We start from the raw sequence: 19,620 nt of genomic DNA, 5'->3' as shown, positions 1-19,620 counted from the left end.
CCCGCACGCCTTGCGCTTGCGGGCTTTTTTCATGGTGCCCAGCACCAGCTGATGCATCCATCCGGGCTGGGCCCCTAGAACCGGGAGTGCCAGCAGGCGCACGCATACTTCCACAGCCTCCGGTTCGGCAGCGGCAGTTCAGCCGTAGCGCAGGCCTTCAATCCAGCCGGATCGAAGGGCGCAGGCGGGAATTCATCATGTCCACCAGCCACAGGAAACCGCCGCGCCAGAAGCCGTACAACCGCGCCTGGTGCGAACGGTACAGCCACAGGTGGCTGAGCATGGCCAGCCGCCCGCGGATGGTGCCGCCGTTGAACAGTCCGAATTTGCCCAGCGACCCATAGGCGTCGTAATTGGCCAGCGACACCAGCGCGCCCATGTCGCGGTAGGCAAAGCGCTCGCTGCTGCCGGCCTGCGGGTCGCGCAGCACCTGGGGCAAGGTGTCGATCAGGTAGCGCGCCTGCTGGTGCGCCACCTGGGCCGTCGGCGGCAGGGGCTGGCTCTGCCCCGGCAGCGTGAAGCTGGCGCAATCCCCCACCGCATAGATATCGGGGTCGTCGGTGCGCAAGTGGTCGTTGACCACCAGCTGGTGGCCGCGCGTGGTCTGCAGGCCCAGGGTCGACAGGAATTCCGGTGCCTTCACGCCCGCCGCCCACACCCGCAGACCGGCGTTCACCGTTCGGCCATCGCCCAGCACCAGGCCGTCGGCCATGGCTTTCTGCACCCGCTCGTTGACCAGCACGGTCACGCCCAGGGCTTCCAGACGGCGCTTGGTCGCAGCCGAGATGTCTTCGGTAAAGCTGGGCAGCAAACGCGGCCCGGCTTCGACCAGCACAATGCCAAAGCGTGCCGCTTCCCCGATGGCGCCATAGGCGCGGGCGCTTTCTGCCAGCTGCACCAGCTCGGCCGCCAGTTCCACCCCGGTGGCACCACCGCCCACGATTGCCACCTGCAGGCCCTCGCCCTGGGTCATGCTGCGCACCATGCGCAAACGGATTTCCTGGTTGAAGGCATCGGCCTTGCGGCGCGTGTCGATCATGAAACAGTGCTCCAGCACCCCGTCCGTGCCAAAGTCATTCGCACCGCTGCCAATGGCCAGTACCAGCTTGTCATAGGCAATGCGCCGACCCGGCACCACTTCGCGGCCATCGGGCGCGGTGATCGGCGCCAGCAGCACCTCCTTGCTCACACGGTCCAGGGCACACATCTCGCCGGGCTGGTAGGCAAAGCCCGCATCGGCCGCCTGGGCCAGGTAGGTGGTCTGCTGCTGGGCCAGATCGCGCGTGCCCGCCGCAATGGTGTGCAGCATGGGCTTCCAGACGTGGGCGGAATCGCTGTCGATCAGCGTCACGCTGGCGATCAGGCCGTCATCGCGGCGCTTGCCCAGCGCCGAGGCGATTTCCAGGCCCGCCACGCCGCCGCCTACGACGACGATCCGGGCCGGCTGCGATGCGGTGCTGCGTTCTTCGCCCATGGCGACTTCCTTTGTGGTGTTGGCAGAAAAAAAGAGAGAGGGCACAAGGCTGCCACCATTCCACTGGTATCTCTCCCCGCAGTCCACCAGCAGCCCTGTGCGCAAGCGGCGCATTGTGCACCAATATTCATAGCATTAAATTCAATACCAATAACGGTTTCAACTATGTTTTATATCTAATAGAAGACTGAAAATTTAGTAACCACCTGGTAACTGCCACCGCTTTTTCAGGGCTTTCATGGCCTGACGGCCGGTGCAGAAGGCACCACCGGTCCGACCTTCTGAGGCAGTGCACCGCGCGCATCCGGCACATATCCAGCGCACATCCAGCGCACCGCTGCCTGCGCAAAGCCACCGCATGGTCCACACCATTGCGCCCCTGCGGTCTGCGCCCCACCGCACAGATGCCGATAATGGGAAGCATCTGCAGCCTGCCCGCTGCCCCCTGCAGCACCTTCGGTGCTGCCCACACCATGCGCAAAAAACTTCCTCCCATCCACGACGCCGCCGGCATTGCCAAGTCCCGCGAAGCCGGCATGCTGGCCGCCCGCGTGCTGGAAATGCTCACCCCCCATGTACAGCCCGGCGTGAGCACCGACTACCTGGACGGGCTGTGCCACGACTTCATCGTGGACGAGCTGCGGTGCATCCCCGCCAACATCGGCTACTACGGCTACCCCAAGACGGTGTGCACCTCGGTCAACCACGTGGTCTGCCACGGCATTCCGTCCCCAAAGGAAATCCTCAAGGACGGTGACATCGTCAACGTCGACGTGGCGCTGATCCAGGACGGCTGGTTTGGCGACACCAGCCGCATGTACACCGTGGGCCAGGTCTCGGCCCTGGGCCGCCGCCTGATCGACACCACCTACGAAGCCATGGTGGCCGGCATCCGCGCCGTCAAGCCCGGTGCCACGCTGGGCGACATCGGCCACGCCATCCAGACCGTGGCCCACCGCGAGCAGTTCACCATCGTGCGCGACTACTGCGGCCACGGCATCGGCCAGACCTACCACGACGAACCCCAGGTGCTGCACTACGGCCAGCGCGGCCAGGGCATGACGCTGCAGGAAGGCATGATCTTCACCATCGAGCCCATGGTCAACGCCGGCAAGCCGGCCACCAAGGAGCTGGACGACGGCTGGACCGTGGTCACCCGCGACCGCTCCCTGTCCGCCCAGTGGGAGCACATGGTGGCCGTGACCGCCACCGGCTACGAGGTGCTGACCCCCTGGCCCGAAGGCACCGGCGCCTACCCGGCACCCTGAGCAGGGTGCTGCAAGGCCACCCCGGCCGGTGCGCACCGACCGGAAGCAGACGTCCAACAAGAGCCTGACCCGCCCCAGGCCATTGCCCGCCTCCCGACACGCCGGTGGTTCGGTTGGCGCTACAGTCGCCGGCATGAGCAATTACTGGTTTCTGGGCATCGCCATCGTCTGCGAAGTGGCTGCCACCTCGCTTCTCAAAAGCACCGAAGGCTTCAGCCGCCTGGGGCCCAGCCTGATCGTGGGTCTGGGCTATGTGCTGTCGTTCTACTTTCTGTCGCTCACGCTGCGCACCGTGCCCACGGGCGTGGCCTACGCCATTTGGTCGGGTGCGGGCATCGTGCTGGTCTCGGGCATTGCCTGGGTGTTTCTGAACCAGAAGCTCGATGCCGCGGCCCTGATCGGCATGGGCCTGATCCTCAGCGGTGTGCTGGTGATCAATCTGTTTTCCAAGACCGCCGGCCACTGAGCCGCCACGTACCTGGTATTCGCCTTCGCACCGGGGCGAGGTCCACGGATTCAGCCCTGGGATGCAATCTGCTCGGCCAGCCAGTCCCGGAACACCTGCACCTTGTGCGAGTGGCGCTGCAGCTGCGGGCGCACCAGGTAGTAGGAAGCGCCGGTGCGCACCGGCAGACCAAACGGCGCCACCAGCTTGCCACTGCGCAGATCGTCCACCAGCAAGGCGGTTTGGCCGATGGCAATCCCCAGGCCATCGGCCGCGGCCTGCCAGGTCAGCACCGAGCTGCTGAAGCGCATGCTCTCCACGCTGTCGATCTCCGCCTCGTACCGGCATTGCCGGGCCCAGGTCTGCCAGTCTTTCTGCCGGTAGTGCGAGACCAGCAGCCGCGTGCGCAGCAGGGCCTGCGGATAGGCGGACTCGGGCGCATTGGTGCGAAAGAACGCCGGGCTGCACACCGGCTCGATCACGTCTTCAAACAGAAAGTCCGTGTCCGTCCCCGGCCACGCTCCGTTGCCCATCTGGATGGCCATGTCCACCGGGTCGCGGTCAAAGTCCACGTCCTTGACCGAATTGGTGATGACCACCGCAATGTCGCTGTAGCGGGTATGGAAATCGTGCAGGCGCGGAATCAACCACTTGGCCGCAAACGTGGTGTAGGTCTGGATGCGCAGGGTCCGGTCCGAGCCGCTGCGCATGATGTCGCCCGTGGCCTTGCCTATGCTTTCGAAGGCCGGCGCAATGGCATCGCCGTAGCGCTGGCCGGCCTGCGTCAGGCTGATGCCGTGGCGCTCGCGCCGGAACAGCTCCACCCCCAGGTATTCCTGCAACACGTGCAGCTGCTTGCTGACCGCCGACTGGCTGATGTGCAGCTCTTTCGCGGCCAGGGTCAGATTGCAGGTGCGCGCCACCACCTCAAACACTTTCAGCGGATTGAGCGGAGGAATCTTCAGGGCCATGCGCGCCATTCTAGAAGCCTGTGTGGCGCCGCGCTGTCGCGCAGGCCCGGCCTGGCGTCACGTCTGCAACCAGCGAACCACCAGGGTGTTCACCGCCTCCGCGCTTTCGTATTGCACCCAATGGCCGGCGCCGGGCACGATGGTCCAGTCCCGTTCGGGGCGGTCCTGTTTCAGGGCTTCGGCCGCCACCATGGGCACGGCCGTCACATCGGCCTCGCCCCACACCAGCAGAATCGGCCTGGCATAGTCCTGCAGCACCGCCTGCAGGCGGCTGCTGCGCGACATAGCCTTGCTGCGAAACCGCGTGGCTTCGCAGCAATGGCGATGGATGTGCAGGGCCAGCGCATCGGCCGCAGCCGCCTTGGAAAGCATGAACACCGCCAGGTTCTGGTGCAGTGCCGCCATGCGCTCGGCCGGGTCGCTGACCCGCCAATCCAGCAGCGCCTCGGTTTCCCGGCGCGGGCCGCCATGGCCGGCCGTTCCCAGCAGCACCAGCCGCTGTACCTGCGGCAGGCGTGCGGCCAGCATGCCGGCCACCGCCCCCCCAAAGGAGAACCCGGCCAGGTGCAGCGGCTGCGCCCCCGCCAGCTGCACCACGCTGTCGCTCAGCGCATCCAGCAATGCCGCCGGCCGCTGCCCGTCATGGGCGGGCAGGGCAAAGTCCTCGGAGGCACCAAAGCCCGGCAGATCCGGCACCAGCACCCGGTAGTGGCGGGCAAAGCACTCGATGTTGCGGACCCAGTGCATCCAGGACCCATGGCCGCCATGCAGCAGCACCAGGGGCTGGCCCTGGCCCCATTCGCGCCAATGCAGCGTGATGCCGCCGGCCTGCACCCGGTGGTGGCGGGCACCGGCTTCCAGCGCCGCCAGCCGCTGCGCGGCGCTGTCCTCGCCGTCCATGCTGCGCCGGCCTTATCGGGCCTGGAGCACCAGGGCATCCACCGCCAGTACCCCCTGCCCCTCGGGCATCACCATCAGCGGATTCACTTCCGCATCCAGCACCCCATGTTCGGGCTGCAGCGCCAGTTGCGACAGATCGGAAATGGCCTGGGCCAGCGCTTCCAGATCGCCCCTGGCCTTGCCGCGCAAACCCGATACGGTCTGCAGCAGCTTGACCTCGGCAATCATCTCGCGCGCGGTGTCCACACTGACCGGCGCCAGCCGGATGCTGCGGTCACGCATCACCTCGGCCCAGATGCCACCGGCGGCCAGCATGACGATGGGGCCGGCATCGGGGTCGATGCGGTAGCCCAGCAGCACCTCGGTCAGGCCCTTGCGCATGGGCTGCACCAGCACCTCGTTGCAGGCCACCCCGGGCGCCCTGGCCGCCAGGTTGGCGCGCAGCGTGGCAAATGCCTGTACCAGCTGCTCCGGATTCTGGATCCCCAGCACCACACCGCCGACTTCGGTCTTGTGCGGGATCTCGGGCGAGCACACCTTGGCCACGACCGGAAAGTCGAACGACAGCGGCCCGGGCTGGCCATCCAGCGCAAAGGTGGCCGCGGGCGCATGCGGTACCTGCAGGCGGTCCAGCAACTGGTAGGCCTGTGCCTCGCTCAGTGCAGCACCCGTGCCCGGTGCTGCCGCCACGGCCTGGCCCGGGGTGTGCGGCACACGGCGGGCCAGCACGGCCGCAATCGCATCGGCACAGCTTTCCGGTGTGCGAAAGCAGGGCATGCCAGCCTGGGTCAGGGCCGCCAGGGCCTGGGGCGCATCCGGCACCAACATGGTCACCAGCGGCTTGGCGTGGCCGGCGCTGTCCATGATGGGCTTGACCGCCAGATCGGGCTGAAAGCGCGCCGAGGAACCCACCACCGCCACCACCATGTCGAACTCCGGTGCCTCCAGCATGATGTCCAGCACGCTCTTCATCACCTCGTAGCGGGTGCCCGCCAAGGTCAGGTCCAGCACCCGGCCGGCACTGCCCGGCACCTGGGCCGCCTTGAGCTTGGCCAGGGTCGCATCCGACACGGGCTGCACCGTGATGCCGCGCAGCCCCAGCTGGTCCACCACCATGGCGGCGCCACCGCCGGTGGTGGTCACCACGCCGATGCGTTTGCCGGCCATGGAATGGGACTGCAGCGGTACTTTCTGTGCCAGGGGAAAGACTTCGAACAGCGTCTCCAGCATGTCTACCCGCACGATGCCCAGGTCTTTCAGGAAGGCATCGGCAATATCGTCCTCGCCCGCCAGTGCGCCGGTGTGGGTGGTCGCCATTTCCGCTGCAGCGCTGGAACGGCCCAGCTTGTACGCGATCACCGGCTTGCCGCGGCGCGCGGCTTCGCGGGCAAATGCCTGCAGCTGGTCGCCATGGCGCAGGCTCTCCAGAAAGAGCGCATAGCCTTCGATGGCCGGATCGTCCAAGGTCGCCGCGCAGATCTCGCCCACGCTCAGATCCACTTCGCTGCCCACCGACACCAGCCCTGCAAACCCCACGCCACGCGCCTTGCCGCGCGACACCAGGGCCCCGATCATGCTGCCGCTGTGCGAGGCAACAAATACCTTGCCTTTGGGCATATCGGGCTCGGCAAATGCGGCATTCGCGGTCAGCACCAGACCGTTGTGCGGATTGACCACACCCAGGCTGCTGGGCCCCAGAATGCGCAGCGTGGAATTGCGGGCAATGGCACGCAGTTCCGCTTCCCGCTGGACGCCTTCGGCGCCCGACTCCGAAAAGCCGCTGGCCAGAATGGTCACCAGCGGCACGCCCAGGCGCGCGCACTCCCGGACCGTGTCGATCACGGTCTCGGTGGGCGACAGCACGAACACATGGTCCGGCACCTGCGGCAAGGCCGCCAGGCTGGGCCAGGCCTGCTCGCCTTGCACGTGCGCCCGGTTGGGATTGATCGGATAGATCGTCCCTGCGAAGCCTGAGCGGCGCAGAAACTGCAGCGGACGGCCGCCCGTTTTCTTGACGTCATCCGATGCGCCCACCAAAGCAATGCTTCGGGGATACAGCAGGGTCTGGCAGACGGAGGGCATAGCGGCGAGGGATGCGGTCATGGCGTGGATTACTTCTCGATCTTGAATTTCTTGAACTGCTCGGACCAGTGGCCCACCTCGGTCTGCAACTGGGCCTTGAACTCGCTGGGCGAATTACCGATCAGCACGGCGCCCTGCGGAATCAGCACCTCCTTGAACTCCTTGGACTTGACCGCTTTCATGACCGCGGCAGACAGCTTGTCGACAATGGCCTTGGGCGTTCCCGCAGGCGCCAGCAGACCGTTCCACGAGTCGGACACCATGTCGGGCAAGCCAACCTCACTGAAGGTCGGAACCTGGGGCAGACCCGGCAGGCGGTTGGGGCCGGCCACCGCCAGAGGCCGTACTTTGCCCGCTTCCAAGTTGGGCATGGCACCGGTGGATGTCATAAAAGCGACATCGACTACGCCCGCAATCAGGTCGTTCAGCACACCCGATCCGCCGGAATACGGCACGTGCAGCATCTTGACCCCCGTCAGTTGCTCCAGTCGCAGCGTCGCCATGTGCTGCGAGCCGCCCGCACCCGTGGTGCCATAGCTCAGCTCTCCCGGTTTTTTCCGGGCCAGCTCCTCGAACTCCTTGTAGGTTTTCACATTCAGCTTGGGGCTGGCGGCCAGCACCCCTGGCGCCGACGAGACTTTGGAGACGGGCTCGAAGCTCTTGAGCGGATCGAACTTCTGCTTGGGGAACACGTATTTGTTCATCGTCAACGGTGCGGCCGCCAGCAGCAAGGTGTAGCCATCGGCCGGTGCAGCAGCCACCATTTCCGAGGCGATGTTGCTGGTCGCACCCACCTTGTTTTCCACGATGAAAGCCCCCTTCAGCTCGTCCTGCAAAGCCTTGGCCACCAGACGCGCCACCACATCGGTAGGGCCTCCGGCCTGAAAGCCGACGATGATCTTGACGGGTTTGGCCGGATAGGCGTCCGACGCCAGTGCGGTGCTGGACAGGGCGAGGCCTGCCATGGCCGCAGCTGCGGCCACCCATGTACGACGTTGCATGGTTTGTCTCCTTGTTATGCGATGCCGGCGCTTATTGCTTGGGAGCACGTTGCGAGAACGTGCGACCAAATACGCCTTCGGCAATGCGGTTCTTCAGCACTTCGATCGAACCGCCGGCGATCATCCAGCCACGGGTGCGGCGCACGCAGTACTCGACCAGTGCTTCCTGGCTGAAACCCATGCCCCCCATGACCTGCATGGCCTCGTTCGACGCTTCCCAGCCGGCCAGATTGCAGGCCAGCTTGGCCATGGCCGTGCTTTGCGCGCTGGGCAGGCCATGCTCGCCTTCCAGTGCGGCCTTGTAGAGCAACAGCTGCGCCTGCTCCAGCTTCATCCACATCTCGGCAAATTTCCACTGCAGGCCCTGGAACTCGCACAGCTCGCGGCCGAACTGCTTGCGCACCATGGCGTGCTCACGTGCCAGGTTGAAGGCGTGACGGCCCAGGGCCAGCGCACGCGAGGCATTGCCCAGACGCTCCACGTTGAAGCCGGAGATCTGCTTCTTGAAGCCCCCGGCGCCCAGCAGCAGATTGGCCTTGGGAATGCGGCAGTTCTCGAAGTACAGCTGCGACCACTGCTCGCCGTTCATGAAGTTCGACGGCTGGCCCACGTCGAAGCCGGGGGTGCCACGCTCCACCAGCACCGAACCGATACCGTCCACACCGGGGCCGAAGCGCACATAGATCAGGAACAGCTCCGCCTCGGGACTGTGGGTCGAAAACACCTTGCTGCCGTTGATGACGTAGTGCTCACCGTCCAGCACGGCCGAGGTCTTGAGTTCGGTCACTGCCGAGCCGGCATCCGGCTCGGTCATACCCAAAGAAATGAGCTTTTTTCCAGCCAGCAGATCCGGCAGAAAGCGCGCTTTCTGCTCGGGCGTGGCGTACTCCACAAAGGTACGGATCGGGCCGAAGTTGCCGGCCTGCACAATGTCCGCGCTCTTGGGGCAGACCAGCGCCACCTGCTGGATGGCCAGCACGGCGTGCATCAGCGAGCCGCCCTGGCCGCCGTCTTCTTCCGGAAAGGCGATCCCCAGCAAGCCTTGCTCCGCCAGCATCTGCGCGGTCTCCCAGGGATAGTGGGAGGCATGTGCGCGCTCCAGCGCGCCGGCGGCCAGCTTGTCTTGGGCGAAGCGGGCCACGCTGTCGGCGAATGCCTGGTGTTCTTCGGAAAGGGTGAAATCCATGGTGCGATCGGGCAGGGTTGAACAATGGCCCGAATGATCTGCCCGCCCGCTCCTGGCAAGGTCTTCCAATTGCGCCGCAAGATATGAGTTAAGGAAATGACTGATACCTGGCTGCCGGCCTATCCTGCAGATTCCGGGGGCCATTGCCCTCTACCCTCTCTCCCACACTCCCCCTCTCCATCGTGTCTGCCACCATGTACGTCAGTGAAACCCTGGGCCAGTTCGGTGCCCGCTTTCCGACCCAGCCCGTCAGCCCCTCCGTGCTGCACCACGCCAAGCGTGCCGTCGTGGATTGGTATGCGGCCCTGATTGCCGGCTACCCCATGCACCCCACGCCCTTGCTCGAAGCCGCCATGGCGGACGACCTGGACCGGGGACCGGCGCGGCTGGCTCTGGGCCGCCCGGCCACGGTCAAGGCGGCCGCCTTGATCCAGGGCACGGCCTCCCACACGGCAGAAGTCGACGACATCTTCAAGCACGCCATCTACCATCCGGGCGCCCCGACGATTTCGGCCGCCCTGGCAGTAGGCCAGCAGGTGGATGCCACCGGCCGTGAATTCCTGCAGGCGGTCATCGTCGGCTACGAAATCTCGACCCGCATCGGCCAGATCCTGGGACGTGCGCATTACCAGTACTGGCACAACACCGGCACCGTGGGCACATTCGGCGCGGCTGCGGCAGCTGCCTGTCTGCTCCGGCTGGATGCCACGCAGTTCACCCATGCGCTGTGCACCTCGGCCACATTCGCCGCAGGGCTGCAGCAGGCCTTTCAGATGGACTCCATGTCCAAGCCCTTGCATTCCGGCCGCGCGGCCGAAGCCGGTGTGGCGGCTGCATTGATGGCCCGGCAGGGCGTCACCGGCTCGCTGGACGTGCTGGAAGGCAAGATGGGGATGGGCGTGGCCATGGGCAACGCACCCGACTGGGCGCCGGTGCTGGCCGATCTGGGCGAGGTCTTCAACATCACGGAAATGACCTTCAAGAACCACGCCTGCTGCGGCCACACCTTCGCGCCCATTGACGGCGCACTGGAGTTGCAGCGCACCCAGGGTTTTACTTCCGCAGAGATTGCCCACATCGAGGTGGCCACCTATGGCCCGGCGCTGGCGGTCGCCGGCAACCCCGCACCGCGTACCGCTGCCGAAGCCCGCTTCAGCATTCCCTACGTGGTCAGCACCGCCCTGCGGTGCGGCAGCGTGCGCCTGGCCGCTTTCGATGCGGCGCAGCTGCACCACCCCGACACCCGCGCCCTGATGGAGAAGGTGAGCTTGACGGTGCACCCCGATCTGGACCGCCAGTTCCCGGGGCAACGTGCGGCCCAGGTCACCATCCGCCTGCACAGCGGCCAGACACTGCGCTTTCTGCAGCCCACCCGCAAAGGCGATCCGGACATGCCGCTCACCGATGCCGATCTGCAGAGCAAGCTGGAAGAGCTGGCCACCGCCACCCTGGGGGCAGAGCGGCTGCAGGCTATATCGTCCCGGCTGTGGCAGCTGGAAACGGCACCGGATCTGCACTTTCTCTGATCCACGGGCCCGGCGCCAGCATCCCAAGGCTGGCCCGCACATGCCGCGCTTACCGCAGGCAGAAAAAAAGGGGCTGTCAGCCCCTTTGTGCACAGCCACCGGCGCAGCGGCCGCTGGGGTCAGAACCCCTGCAACTGCCCCCACTCGGCAAACTCGGCCCGGGTGGCACGCATGGTGTTGATCGGCGCCGTCGTGTCTTCGTAGCCCAGGGCAATGCCAAAGGCCACCAGATAGCCTTCCGGCACCGCGAGATGCTGCTTGACCACGGCGTCGTAACGGCGCCAGAAACCCTGGGCGCAGGTGGCCAGGCCTTCTTCGGTGGCACGCAGCATGAACGCCTGCAGATAGATGCCCAGGTCGATCCACTGCACCGGGCCCATGCGCTCTTCGGTGAACATGATCACGCCCACGGGCGCGCCAAAGAACTGGGCATTCTTGGCCAGCTGCTTCAGGCGACCGGCCTTGTCCTCGCGCGGCACACCGATGCTGGCGTACAGGTCTTCACCGTTGGCAAAGCGGCGGGTGCGGTAGGGTTCCCACAGATTGGGCGGGTACGACACATGCTGGGGGTTTTCTTCGCCAGGGGTCTTGGCCACATCGGCGAGCATGGCTTGCAGCGGCTGGCCGGAGATGGCGGCCACGCGCCAGGGCTGCATATTGCCACCGGAAGCGGCTGCGGCGGCATCTTGCATGATGCGCTGCACCAGATCGGCTGCGGGCACTTGCTCGGTGAAGGCGCGCACCGAACGGCGTTCGCGCAGGGCTTGGGTCACATCCATGGATAGCGGTCCTGTTGCAGGTCAAAGGTGGAACAAAACGCCAAGCGTACAAGAGCTTGGCACCTGCCAGCGCCACCTAGGTGACGCCGATCCAGTAACATTTCGGCCCCCAGTGGTCCGGCAAGGCCGGCCACCACGGCATGCGCCCAGCGAAAAGTGCCGCAGACGCCCGAAAAAAAAGGGCCTGCAAGGGCCCTTTCTTCAACGTGCGCTTTGCAAAGCGCTTATGGCATCCATGGCGGGCTTACTTGCCCAGGATCTGCTTGATCTTCTCGGTCTCGAAATGCTGGCCGCGCTCGGCTTCGGACGGCACGCAGTCGCGCGCCGACATCTGCACCGACAGTTTCTCTACCACTTCCCACAGCTTGGCCAGTTGCTCTTCGTGGCAGGCCGCACCATCGACCAGGCCACGCATGGCCTGGGACAGCGGGTCGTCTTCCTGCGTCACGCCATAGGCGGTGAAGACCCCCTCCTGGCTGGCGCAGTCCGCCGCAGCAGGCGACGGTGCCGCACTGGCAGGCTGGACCACGGGCGGCAGGTCCACGGCATCGGTCACATCGGCGCTGGCGCCTTCCTTGGACGGAATGATCCGCGCCGGAATGCCCACGGCCGTGGCACCGGCGGGCACCGGCTTGATGACCACGGCGTTGCTGCCGATCTTGGCGTTGTCGCCCACCTCAAAGCCGCCCAGCACCTTGGCGCCGGCGGCCACCACCACGTTCTTGCCCAGCGTGGGATGGCGCTTGCTCCCCTTGTACAGCGAGGTGCCGCCCAGCGTGACGCCGTGGTAGATGGTGCAGCCGTCGCCCACCACCGCGGTTTCGCCGATCACCACGCCCATGCCGTGATCGATGAACACGCGCTCGCCGATCACCGCACCGGGGTGGATTTCAATGCCCGTGAGCCAGCGGCCCAGGTGCGAGATGAAACGCCCCAGCCACTTGAGCCCATGCGTCCAGCACCAGTGCGCCAGGCGCTGCAGCCAGATGGCGTGCAGGCCGGGGTAACAGGTGACGACTTCCCAGGTGCTGCGGGCCGCGGGGTCGCGGTCAAGGATGCACTGGATGTCGGAGCGCAGGCGGGAAAGCATCAGGTGTTACAACGTGGAAGAAAAGGTCGCCAGTCTAGCGGCTTGCCGCCTCGCTCATCAGCATGCGTTTGGCGACACCGCGCAGGATGTGGATTTCCTCCTGCGTCAGCTGGGCGCGGTTGAACATCTGGTTGAGGCGCGGCATCAGCTTCTTGGGCGCAGCCGGGTCCAGAAAACCTATGTGCGTCAATGCCTCTTCCCAATGCTGCAGCATGCCGCCCACCTGCGCCACATCGGCACGCTGCGGCTGGGGGGTGTGCTCCACCACCGGGAAACCGCCCAGTGCCTGGCGCCATTCATAGGCCACCACCTGGATGGCCGCGCCCAGATTCAGCGAGCCGAACTGCGGATTGGACGGAATCGAGAGCGCCACATCGCTGCGGTAGACATCCTCGTTGCTCATGCCAAAGCGCTCGCAGCCGAACAGCAGGCCCACGCCGGTCTGGTTGCACGTGGCGGGAGGCGCGGATTCAGCTGCAACGGCTGCATCGGAAGCCAGATCCTGATCCGCCTGTGCCACATCTGCCGGGCGCACATCCAGCTCGCCCCTCATCAGCATCTCGAAATGCTGGCGCGGCGTGCGCGTGGGTGGCCCGAAGTCGCGCGGCGTCATGGCCGTGGCACACAGGTGGCTGATGCCGTCCAGGGCTTCGTCCAGTGTGTCCACGATGCGGGCATTGCCCAGCACATCCAGGGCGCCGCTGGCGCGCTGGATGGTTTCTTCCTTGCGCAGCACATTGGCCCAGCGCGGCCGCACCAGCACCAGATCGTCAAAGCCCATGGTCTTCATGGCCCGGGCGGCAGCGCCCACATTGCCGGCATGGCTGGTTTCTATCAGTACAAAACGGGTTTTCATGAAAATGTCATGCCCGGCGCGAAACCGCGGGCAGCAAAAATTGGCGAAGCCAGTTAGAATCTCGCCCCTATTGTCGCTGTCCGCATCGCCGGATGTGCGCAGAGCGCGGTAACCCGGTCATTGCACCGGGTCCAGCCGCCTGAAAAAGTTCTTCATCCGCCGCGGGCGGTGTGTCATGCTGGTGGTTGTCTGAGAGAAGTTGCGTTAAGTACAGCATGCGCGCGCCTGTGGTTTAGCACCCAACGCTTACACAATCTATGTCGACCAACCTGCATCCCATGCTCAACGTGGCCATCAAGGCCGCCCGCGCCGCTGGCGCTGTCATCAACCGTGCCGCCCTTGATGTGGAGAACGTGCGCGTGGCGCAAAAGCAGGTCAACGACTTTGTGACCGAAGTGGACCAGGCGTCCGAGCGCATCATTATCGAGACCCTGCTGGGCGCCTACCCCCAGCACGGCATCCTGGCCGAAGAATCCGGCAGCGAATACGGCAACAAGAACTCCGACCACATCTGGATCATCGATCCCCTGGACGGCACCACCAACTTCATCCACGGCTTCCCCGTGTACTGCGTCAGCATCGCGCTGTCGTACAAGGGCAAGATCGAGCACGCCGTGGTGTATGACCCCAGCCGCAACGACCTGTTCACCGCCACCCGTGGCCGTGGTGCCTTCCTGAACGAACGCCGCATCCGCGTGTCCAAGCGCACCCAGCTGAAGGACTGCCTGGTCTCCACCGGCTTCCCCTTCCGTCCCGGTGACAACCTGCGCCATTACCTGCGCATGTTCGCCGACGTGACCGAGCGCGTGGCCGGCGTGCGCCGCCCTGGCTCTGCCGCGCTGGACCTGGCCTATGTGGCCGCCGGCTTTACCGACGGTTTCTTTGAAACCGGCCTGTCCAGCTGGGACATCGCCGCCGGCAGCCTGCTGGTGACCGAAGCCGGTGGTCTGGTGGGCAACTTCACCGGTGAAGCCGACTTCCTGGAGCAGCGTGAACTGCTGGCTGGCAACCCCCGCGCCTATGGCCAGCTGGTCGGCATCCTGGGCAAGTACAGCAAGTTTGCCGGTGTGGACGACAAGATGGGCGTGCAAGCCGCGCTGAAACAGGACACCGCTGGCGAAGGCACGCCCGAAGCCTGATACCGGACTCCTGCGCCCCTGGCTGCCCCGTGCAGCCACACCCAAGCCGCCGCTGCCTTCCCGGGCCCGGCGGCTTTTGCATGCCCGCATGCTGCAGTGCACATATGGAAAAAACCCTCGACCTTGTCAGCCGGCATGCCGCATGATGGCCGGGCACGCAGCGCCGCTTTCGACCGCGCTGCCCCTAGGGAGGCCTGCAGTGGATTACAAGGACTACTACAAGACTTTGGGCGTGGCCAAAGACGCCGGCGCCGACGAAATCAAGAAAGCGTTCCGCAAGCTGGCGCGCAAATACCACCCGGATGTCAGCAAGGAAGCCGATGCCCAGCAGCGCATGGCCGAGGTCAACGAGGCCTACAACGTGCTGTCCGACCCGGAAAAGCGCAAAGCCTATGACGAACTGGGCGACCCCAGCCAGTACCAGGGCGCGCAAGGCCAGGGCTTTACCCCGCCCCCGGGCTGGAGCCACCAGGAATTCCACTTCCGCGACAGCGATGGCGCCGGCGGCATGGGCGGCATGCACGGCGAGGACTACAGCAGCTTTTTCGAAGAGCTGTTTGGCCAGGCCCAGCGCCAGCAACACCAGCAGCGCCGCCAGCGCCAGCAGGCCGGCCCGCCACCCGACGTCCGCGGCCGGGACCAGCACTCCGTCATCGAGCTGGATGTGCCCGACAGCTACGCCGGTGGCATGCACCGCCTGCAGCTGCGCGGCGTGCAGCTGGACGCCCAGGGCCACGCCCATGAAACCGTGCGCGAGCTGCAGGTCACCATCCCCAAGGGGGTGCGCGAAGGCCAGATGATCCGCCTGGCAGGCCAGGGCAGCCCTGGCCTGGGCCAGGGCGAACCCGGCGACCTGCTGCTGGAAGTGCGTTTTCGCGCCGACAAGCGCTGGCACACCGAAGGCAAGGACGTGTACCAGCAGCTGCCGCTGATGCCCTGGGAGGCAGCGCTGGGCGGTCCGGTGGAGTTCACCACCCTGGCCGGCCCGCTGGAGATCAATGTCCCCGCCGGCAGCCAGCCCGGACGCAAGCTGCGCATCAAGGGCAAGGGCCTGCCCAGCAGCACGCCGGGGGACCTGTACCTGGTGCTGCAGTTGCAGGTGCCCAAAGCCCACACCGATGCCCAGCGTGCCGCCTACGAAGCGCTGGCCGCCGCCTATGCGGATCTGCGCACCCGCACCGGAGATGCCCCATGACCATCCCCTTCTATACCCCGCCCGAACTGCTGGACGCCCAGGCCCTGAGCCTGGTGCAGCTGGCCCAGGCCTGCCGCACCGACACCGCCTGGGTGGTCCAGCGCGTGACTACCGGTGTGCTGGAATGCGACCCGGCCGCCGATGACCAGACACCGCAGCAATGGCGCTTCAGCACCCAGACGGTGATCCGCGCGCGGCGCATTGCCGATCTGGAACGCATGTTCGACGCCGACCCCGAGCTGGCCGCCATGACGGCCGACCTAATGGAAGAAGTGCGCCAGCTGCGCCAGCGCCTGGAAAGCCTGGGCCACTGAGCAGCCCGTCCGCCGCCCCAAGCCTTGCCGGGGCAGCCTCGCAAGGCCCTGGTGCGTCGGCATGAACTGCGCCCCGCCGCAAAGAGCCGCCGGCCCATCCGGGATAATTGCCAGCTGATCCCTGCCGGCGCGGGGTGCTGCGGCCCCAACGCCGCCGCCTTGCGCCGCGCAGCACACAAGGAATTGACTTTGCAGAGCCCGGCTACCTCCACCACCATCGCATCCCCCGAAGCCACCCCGGCGAACGAACCGGGCGCCCCCAGCGCCAGCGGATCGCCGCTGGACGCCCCGCTAGCGGCCCATACGCCCATGATGCAGCAGTACGTCCAGATCAAGGCCCACTATCCGGACACGCTGGTGCTCTACCGCATGGGCGACTTCTATGAGGTCTTCTGGGGCGATGCCGAAAAAGCCGCACGCCTGCTGGACATCACGCTGACCACCCGCGGTCAGTCCGCCGGTTTTCCGGTCGCCATGGCGGGCGTGCCTTTTCATGCGCTGGAAAGCTATCTGGGCCGCCTGATCAAGATGGGCGAATCGGTGGCGATTTGCGAACAGGTGGGTGAAGTCGGTGCCAGCAAAGGCCCGGTGGAACGCAAGGTGGTGCGCGTGGTCACCCCCGGCACCATCACCGACAGCGAGCTGCTGAACGACAAGCAGGAAGCCATGCTGCTGGCCCTGCACACCGCCGGGCGCCAGCGCTGCGGCCTGGCCTGGCTGAGCGTGACGCAGGGCCGCATCCACATGGCCGAATGCGGCGCCGACGAACTGGGTGCATGGCTGGCGCGCATCAGCCCCAGCGAGGTGCTGTACAGCGCCGGCGTGACCGAGCGTTTCGAGAAGAACTTGTACGCCCTGCGCCAGTCCAGCACCTTCACCGCACCGCTGACCCCCCGGCCGGATTGGCAGTTCGACAGCGGCCTGGGCAAGCGCAAGCTGCTGGAGCAGCTGGGCAGCGCCAACCTGAACGCCTGGAACGCCGAAGACCTGCCACTGGCCCATGCCGCCTGCGCCGCGCTGCTCAGCTATGCCGAACACACCCAGGGCCGCGCCCTGCCGCATCTGCACAGCATCCAGGTGCAGCGCGACGATGAGCTGATTGCGCTGCCGCCGGCCACCTGCCGCAACCTGGAGCTGGTCAAGACACTGCGCGGCGAAGACGCGCCCACGCTGTTTTCGCTGCTGGACACCTGCATGACCGGCATGGGCAGCCGCCTGCTGAAGAACTGGCTGCTGGAGCCCCGCCGCGACCGCAGCCATGCCACCGCCCGCCTGCAGGCCACGCAGGTGCTGCGCGGCCAGGGCAGCGGCACGGCGCCCTGGCAGACGCTGCGCGACGCCCTCAAGGGCGTGAGCGATGTGGAGCGCATCACCGCCCGCACCGCGCTGCGCCAGGTGCGCCCGCGCGAGCTGGTGGCCCTGGGCAAGACGCTGCAGAAAGCGCAGCTGCTGGCCCGCTCCGGGACGGCGCCCTCGGCCTATCTGAATCAGATCTTTGCAGACCTGCAGCCCCCGGAAGGCTGCGCCGAACTGCTGGAGCGCGCCATCCAGGAAGAGCCTGCCGCCCTGGTGCGTGACGGCGGCGTGATCGCCACCGGCTTTGACGCCGAACTGGACGAGCTGCGCAGCATCCAGGACAACTGCGACGGCTTTCTGTTGGAGCTCGAAGCCAAGGAAAAGCTGCTGACCAGCATTCCCAATCTGCGCGTGCAGTTCAACAAGGTCCACGGCTTCTACATCGAGATCACCAACAGCTACCGCGACCAGGTACCGGAACGCTACCGCCGCCGCCAGACGCTGAAGAACGCCGAGCGTTACATCACGCCCGAGCTCAAGGCCTTTGAAGACAAGGCCCTGTCCGCCCAGGAGCGCGCGCTGCAGCGCGAGAAGTTCCTGTACGAACAGCTGCTGGACCAGCTGCAGCCCCATGTGCCTGGCCTTACCCGCGTGGCCCAGGCCATTGCGGCACTGGATGTGCTGTGCACGCTGGCCGAGCGCAGCCTGACCCTGAACTGGTGCGCCCCCGAGTTCAGCAGCCTGCCCTGCATCGAGATCGAAGCCGGCCGCCACCCGGTGGTGGAAGCGCGCATGGCCGAAACCTCGAGCGGCAGCTTCATCCCCAACCACACGCAGCTGAACACCAACACGCGCATGCAGATCATCACCGGCCCGAACATGGGCGGTAAGTCGACCTATATGCGCCAGGTGGCCCTGATCACGCTGCTGGCCAGCATGGGCAGCCATGTGCCCGCCACGCGCTGCCTGCTGGGGCCCATCGATGCCATCCACACCCGCATCGGTGCGGCGGACGATCTGGCCAACGCCCAGTCCACCTTCATGATGGAGATGACCGAGGCCGCGCAGATTCTGCATGCCGCTACCCCCCACAGCCTGGTGCTGATGGACGAAATCGGCCGGGGCACCAGCACCTTCGACGGCCTGGCCCTGGCCAGCGGCATTGCCTCGCAGTTGCACGACAAGACCAAGGCCTTCACGCTGTTTGCCACCCATTATTTCGAGCTAACCGACCTGCCCGCCAAGGCCAGGGCGGCCATCAATGTGCACGTGGGTGCCGCCGAGGCCGGCACGGACATTGTGTTTCTGCATGAAATCCAGCCCGGACCGGCCAGCCGCAGCTACGGTATCCATGTCGCCAAGCTGGCCGGCATGCCTGCCGGGGTGCTGAACCACGCCCGCCACGCGCTGGCCACGCTGGAGGAACGCGCCAGCGAGGACCGCCTGCAAGTGGACCTGTTCGAAGCGCCTGCGGCGGCCGAGTCCGGCCCCAGCGCCGGACCGGTGGATGCGGCCCTGGCCCAGATCAATCCGGACGCCCTCAGCCCCCGCGAAGCGCTGGAGGCGCTGTACCAGCTGAAAAAGCTCTCGCAGCAGGTATGACCCGCTGACTCCCATCCGCCAGCGCCCGCTGCCTGCGGGCGCTGTGCCGGGGTATATCCGCCATTGGCGCTGACCGGCTGCATTTCGCGGCGCTGCAGCCGCAACTGGTCGCATCCCGCTGGCAGGGCACCGGTGCGGGCGGTAATCTGCAGCCATTCCCCACCGCAGGCCCCGTGCCTTGAAGGATGCCCTGACCATGCCGACGCCCGCCACACCGCACTCCCCCGCCACCCTGGATCGCCTGGCCCGCCGCCGGGTCCGCGCCAAGCTGGGCTGGTGGAGCCACGCCACCGTCTACCTGCTCGTCAACCTGGGGCTGCTGGCTCTGAGCTGGCACCAGGGCCGGCACTGGGCCGTGTTCCCGGCCCTGGGCTGGGGCCTGGGTCTGGCACTGCATGGCCTGGCCGTATTCTGGATGCAGCCCGGCAGCGCCGGGATGGAACGCCTGGTCGCCCGCGAACGGGCACGGCTGCAAGCCCAACACCCGCAAGGCTGA

The 19,620-nt window shown here is 66.3% G+C and carries 17 protein-coding genes; 8 read left to right on the top strand and 9 right to left on the bottom strand.

Going from position 1 to position 19,620, the window contains the following annotated elements:
- Nucleotides 1-157: 157 nt before the first annotated feature.
- Nucleotides 158-1,474 carry an NAD(P)/FAD-dependent oxidoreductase gene (locus QM470_RS12325; protein ID WP_283339476.1) on the bottom strand — a complete coding sequence of 439 codons (1,317 nt, stop codon included), beginning with the start codon at nucleotides 1,472-1,474 and terminating at the stop codon, nucleotides 158-160.
- 473 nt (nucleotides 1,475-1,947) lie between these two features.
- Here QM470_RS12325 and map point away from each other — a divergent pair, with 473 nt between their 5' ends.
- The gene (gene map / locus QM470_RS12320) at nucleotides 1,948-2,742 is read left to right on the top strand and encodes a type I methionyl aminopeptidase (protein WP_283339475.1); all 795 of its coding nucleotides are present in this window, start codon (nucleotides 1,948-1,950) and stop codon (nucleotides 2,740-2,742) included.
- A gap of 133 nt (nucleotides 2,743-2,875) precedes the next feature.
- Nucleotides 2,876-3,208: an SMR family transporter gene (locus QM470_RS12315; protein ID WP_280011007.1), complete on the top strand. Its 333-nt coding sequence runs from the start codon at nucleotides 2,876-2,878 to the stop codon at nucleotides 3,206-3,208.
- 50 nt (nucleotides 3,209-3,258) lie between these two features.
- Here the strand turns inward: QM470_RS12315 and QM470_RS12310 are convergent, their stop codons facing one another.
- From QM470_RS12310 to QM470_RS12290, 5 genes are read right to left on the bottom strand one after another with little or no spacing between them, the layout of a single operon-like run.
- Complete coding sequence (locus QM470_RS12310) at nucleotides 3,259-4,158, bottom strand: LysR substrate-binding domain-containing protein (RefSeq protein ID WP_066539519.1); 900 nt, start codon at nucleotides 4,156-4,158, stop codon at nucleotides 3,259-3,261.
- A gap of 57 nt (nucleotides 4,159-4,215) precedes the next feature.
- Nucleotides 4,216-5,058 carry an alpha/beta fold hydrolase gene (locus QM470_RS12305; RefSeq protein ID WP_283339474.1) on the bottom strand — a complete coding sequence of 281 codons (843 nt, stop codon included), beginning with the start codon at nucleotides 5,056-5,058 and terminating at the stop codon, nucleotides 4,216-4,218.
- A 12-nt stretch (nucleotides 5,059-5,070) separates the two neighbouring features.
- The gene (locus QM470_RS12300; protein WP_283339473.1) at nucleotides 5,071-7,161 is read right to left on the bottom strand and encodes an acetate--CoA ligase family protein; all 2,091 of its coding nucleotides are present in this window, start codon (nucleotides 7,159-7,161) and stop codon (nucleotides 5,071-5,073) included.
- Nucleotides 7,162-7,169: 8 nt separating this feature from the next.
- Complete coding sequence (locus tag QM470_RS12295) at nucleotides 7,170-8,141, bottom strand: Bug family tripartite tricarboxylate transporter substrate binding protein (RefSeq protein ID WP_192334353.1); 972 nt, start codon at nucleotides 8,139-8,141, stop codon at nucleotides 7,170-7,172.
- Nucleotides 8,142-8,172: 31 nt separating this feature from the next.
- Nucleotides 8,173-9,327 (bottom strand): acyl-CoA dehydrogenase family protein, encoded by a 1,155-nt coding sequence (locus tag QM470_RS12290; protein ID WP_192334351.1) that lies wholly within the window; start codon nucleotides 9,325-9,327, stop codon nucleotides 8,173-8,175.
- A 194-nt stretch (nucleotides 9,328-9,521) separates the two neighbouring features.
- Here QM470_RS12290 and QM470_RS12285 point away from each other — a divergent pair, with 194 nt between their 5' ends.
- On the top strand, nucleotides 9,522-10,853 hold the full coding sequence (locus QM470_RS12285; RefSeq protein WP_283339472.1) for an MmgE/PrpD family protein: 1,332 nt from the start codon (nucleotides 9,522-9,524) through the stop codon (nucleotides 10,851-10,853).
- A gap of 119 nt (nucleotides 10,854-10,972) precedes the next feature.
- On the opposite strand, the gene QM470_RS12280 is transcribed toward QM470_RS12285, so the two are convergent.
- The 3 genes from QM470_RS12280 to QM470_RS12270 all read right to left on the bottom strand — a co-directional run bounded on the left by QM470_RS12280 (nucleotide 10,973) and on the right by QM470_RS12270 (nucleotide 13,578).
- The gene (locus QM470_RS12280) at nucleotides 10,973-11,632 is read right to left on the bottom strand and encodes a nitroreductase (protein ID WP_218332698.1); all 660 of its coding nucleotides are present in this window, start codon (nucleotides 11,630-11,632) and stop codon (nucleotides 10,973-10,975) included.
- A gap of 244 nt (nucleotides 11,633-11,876) precedes the next feature.
- The gene (cysE, locus tag QM470_RS12275) at nucleotides 11,877-12,722 is read right to left on the bottom strand and encodes a serine O-acetyltransferase (RefSeq protein ID WP_280011002.1); all 846 of its coding nucleotides are present in this window, start codon (nucleotides 12,720-12,722) and stop codon (nucleotides 11,877-11,879) included.
- A 34-nt stretch (nucleotides 12,723-12,756) separates the two neighbouring features.
- The gene (locus QM470_RS12270) at nucleotides 12,757-13,578 is read right to left on the bottom strand and encodes an RNA methyltransferase (RefSeq protein WP_283339471.1); all 822 of its coding nucleotides are present in this window, start codon (nucleotides 13,576-13,578) and stop codon (nucleotides 12,757-12,759) included.
- 257 nt (nucleotides 13,579-13,835) lie between these two features.
- On the opposite strand from QM470_RS12270, the gene QM470_RS12265 reads away from it, so the two are divergent.
- The 5 genes from QM470_RS12265 (at nucleotide 13,836) to QM470_RS12245 (ending at nucleotide 19,620) form a co-directional block, all read left to right on the top strand.
- Nucleotides 13,836-14,717 carry an inositol monophosphatase family protein gene (locus QM470_RS12265; RefSeq protein ID WP_283339470.1) on the top strand — a complete coding sequence of 294 codons (882 nt, stop codon included), beginning with the start codon at nucleotides 13,836-13,838 and terminating at the stop codon, nucleotides 14,715-14,717.
- A 199-nt stretch (nucleotides 14,718-14,916) separates the two neighbouring features.
- Nucleotides 14,917-15,912: a DnaJ C-terminal domain-containing protein gene (locus tag QM470_RS12260; protein ID WP_283339469.1), complete on the top strand. Its 996-nt coding sequence runs from the start codon at nucleotides 14,917-14,919 to the stop codon at nucleotides 15,910-15,912.
- Nucleotides 15,909-16,226, top strand: coding sequence for a chaperone modulator CbpM (locus QM470_RS12255; protein ID WP_283339468.1), 318 nt, complete (start codon nucleotides 15,909-15,911; stop codon nucleotides 16,224-16,226). Before QM470_RS12260 ends, QM470_RS12255 begins: the two co-directional genes overlap by 4 nt.
- A gap of 309 nt (nucleotides 16,227-16,535) precedes the next feature.
- Complete coding sequence (gene mutS / locus QM470_RS12250) at nucleotides 16,536-19,124, top strand: DNA mismatch repair protein MutS (RefSeq protein WP_283339573.1); 2,589 nt, start codon at nucleotides 16,536-16,538, stop codon at nucleotides 19,122-19,124.
- A 196-nt stretch (nucleotides 19,125-19,320) separates the two neighbouring features.
- Nucleotides 19,321-19,620, top strand: a complete 300-nt coding sequence (locus QM470_RS12245) for a 2TM domain-containing protein (protein WP_283339467.1) — start codon at nucleotides 19,321-19,323, stop codon at nucleotides 19,618-19,620.

This window comes from Comamonas sp. 17RB, from assembly GCF_030056555.1.
Lineage (GTDB): Bacteria > Pseudomonadota > Gammaproteobacteria > Burkholderiales > Burkholderiaceae_C > Comamonas > Comamonas terrigena.
The sequence above is the reverse complement of the archived record's forward strand: the minus strand, read 5'-3'. Positions and strand labels throughout refer to the sequence as shown.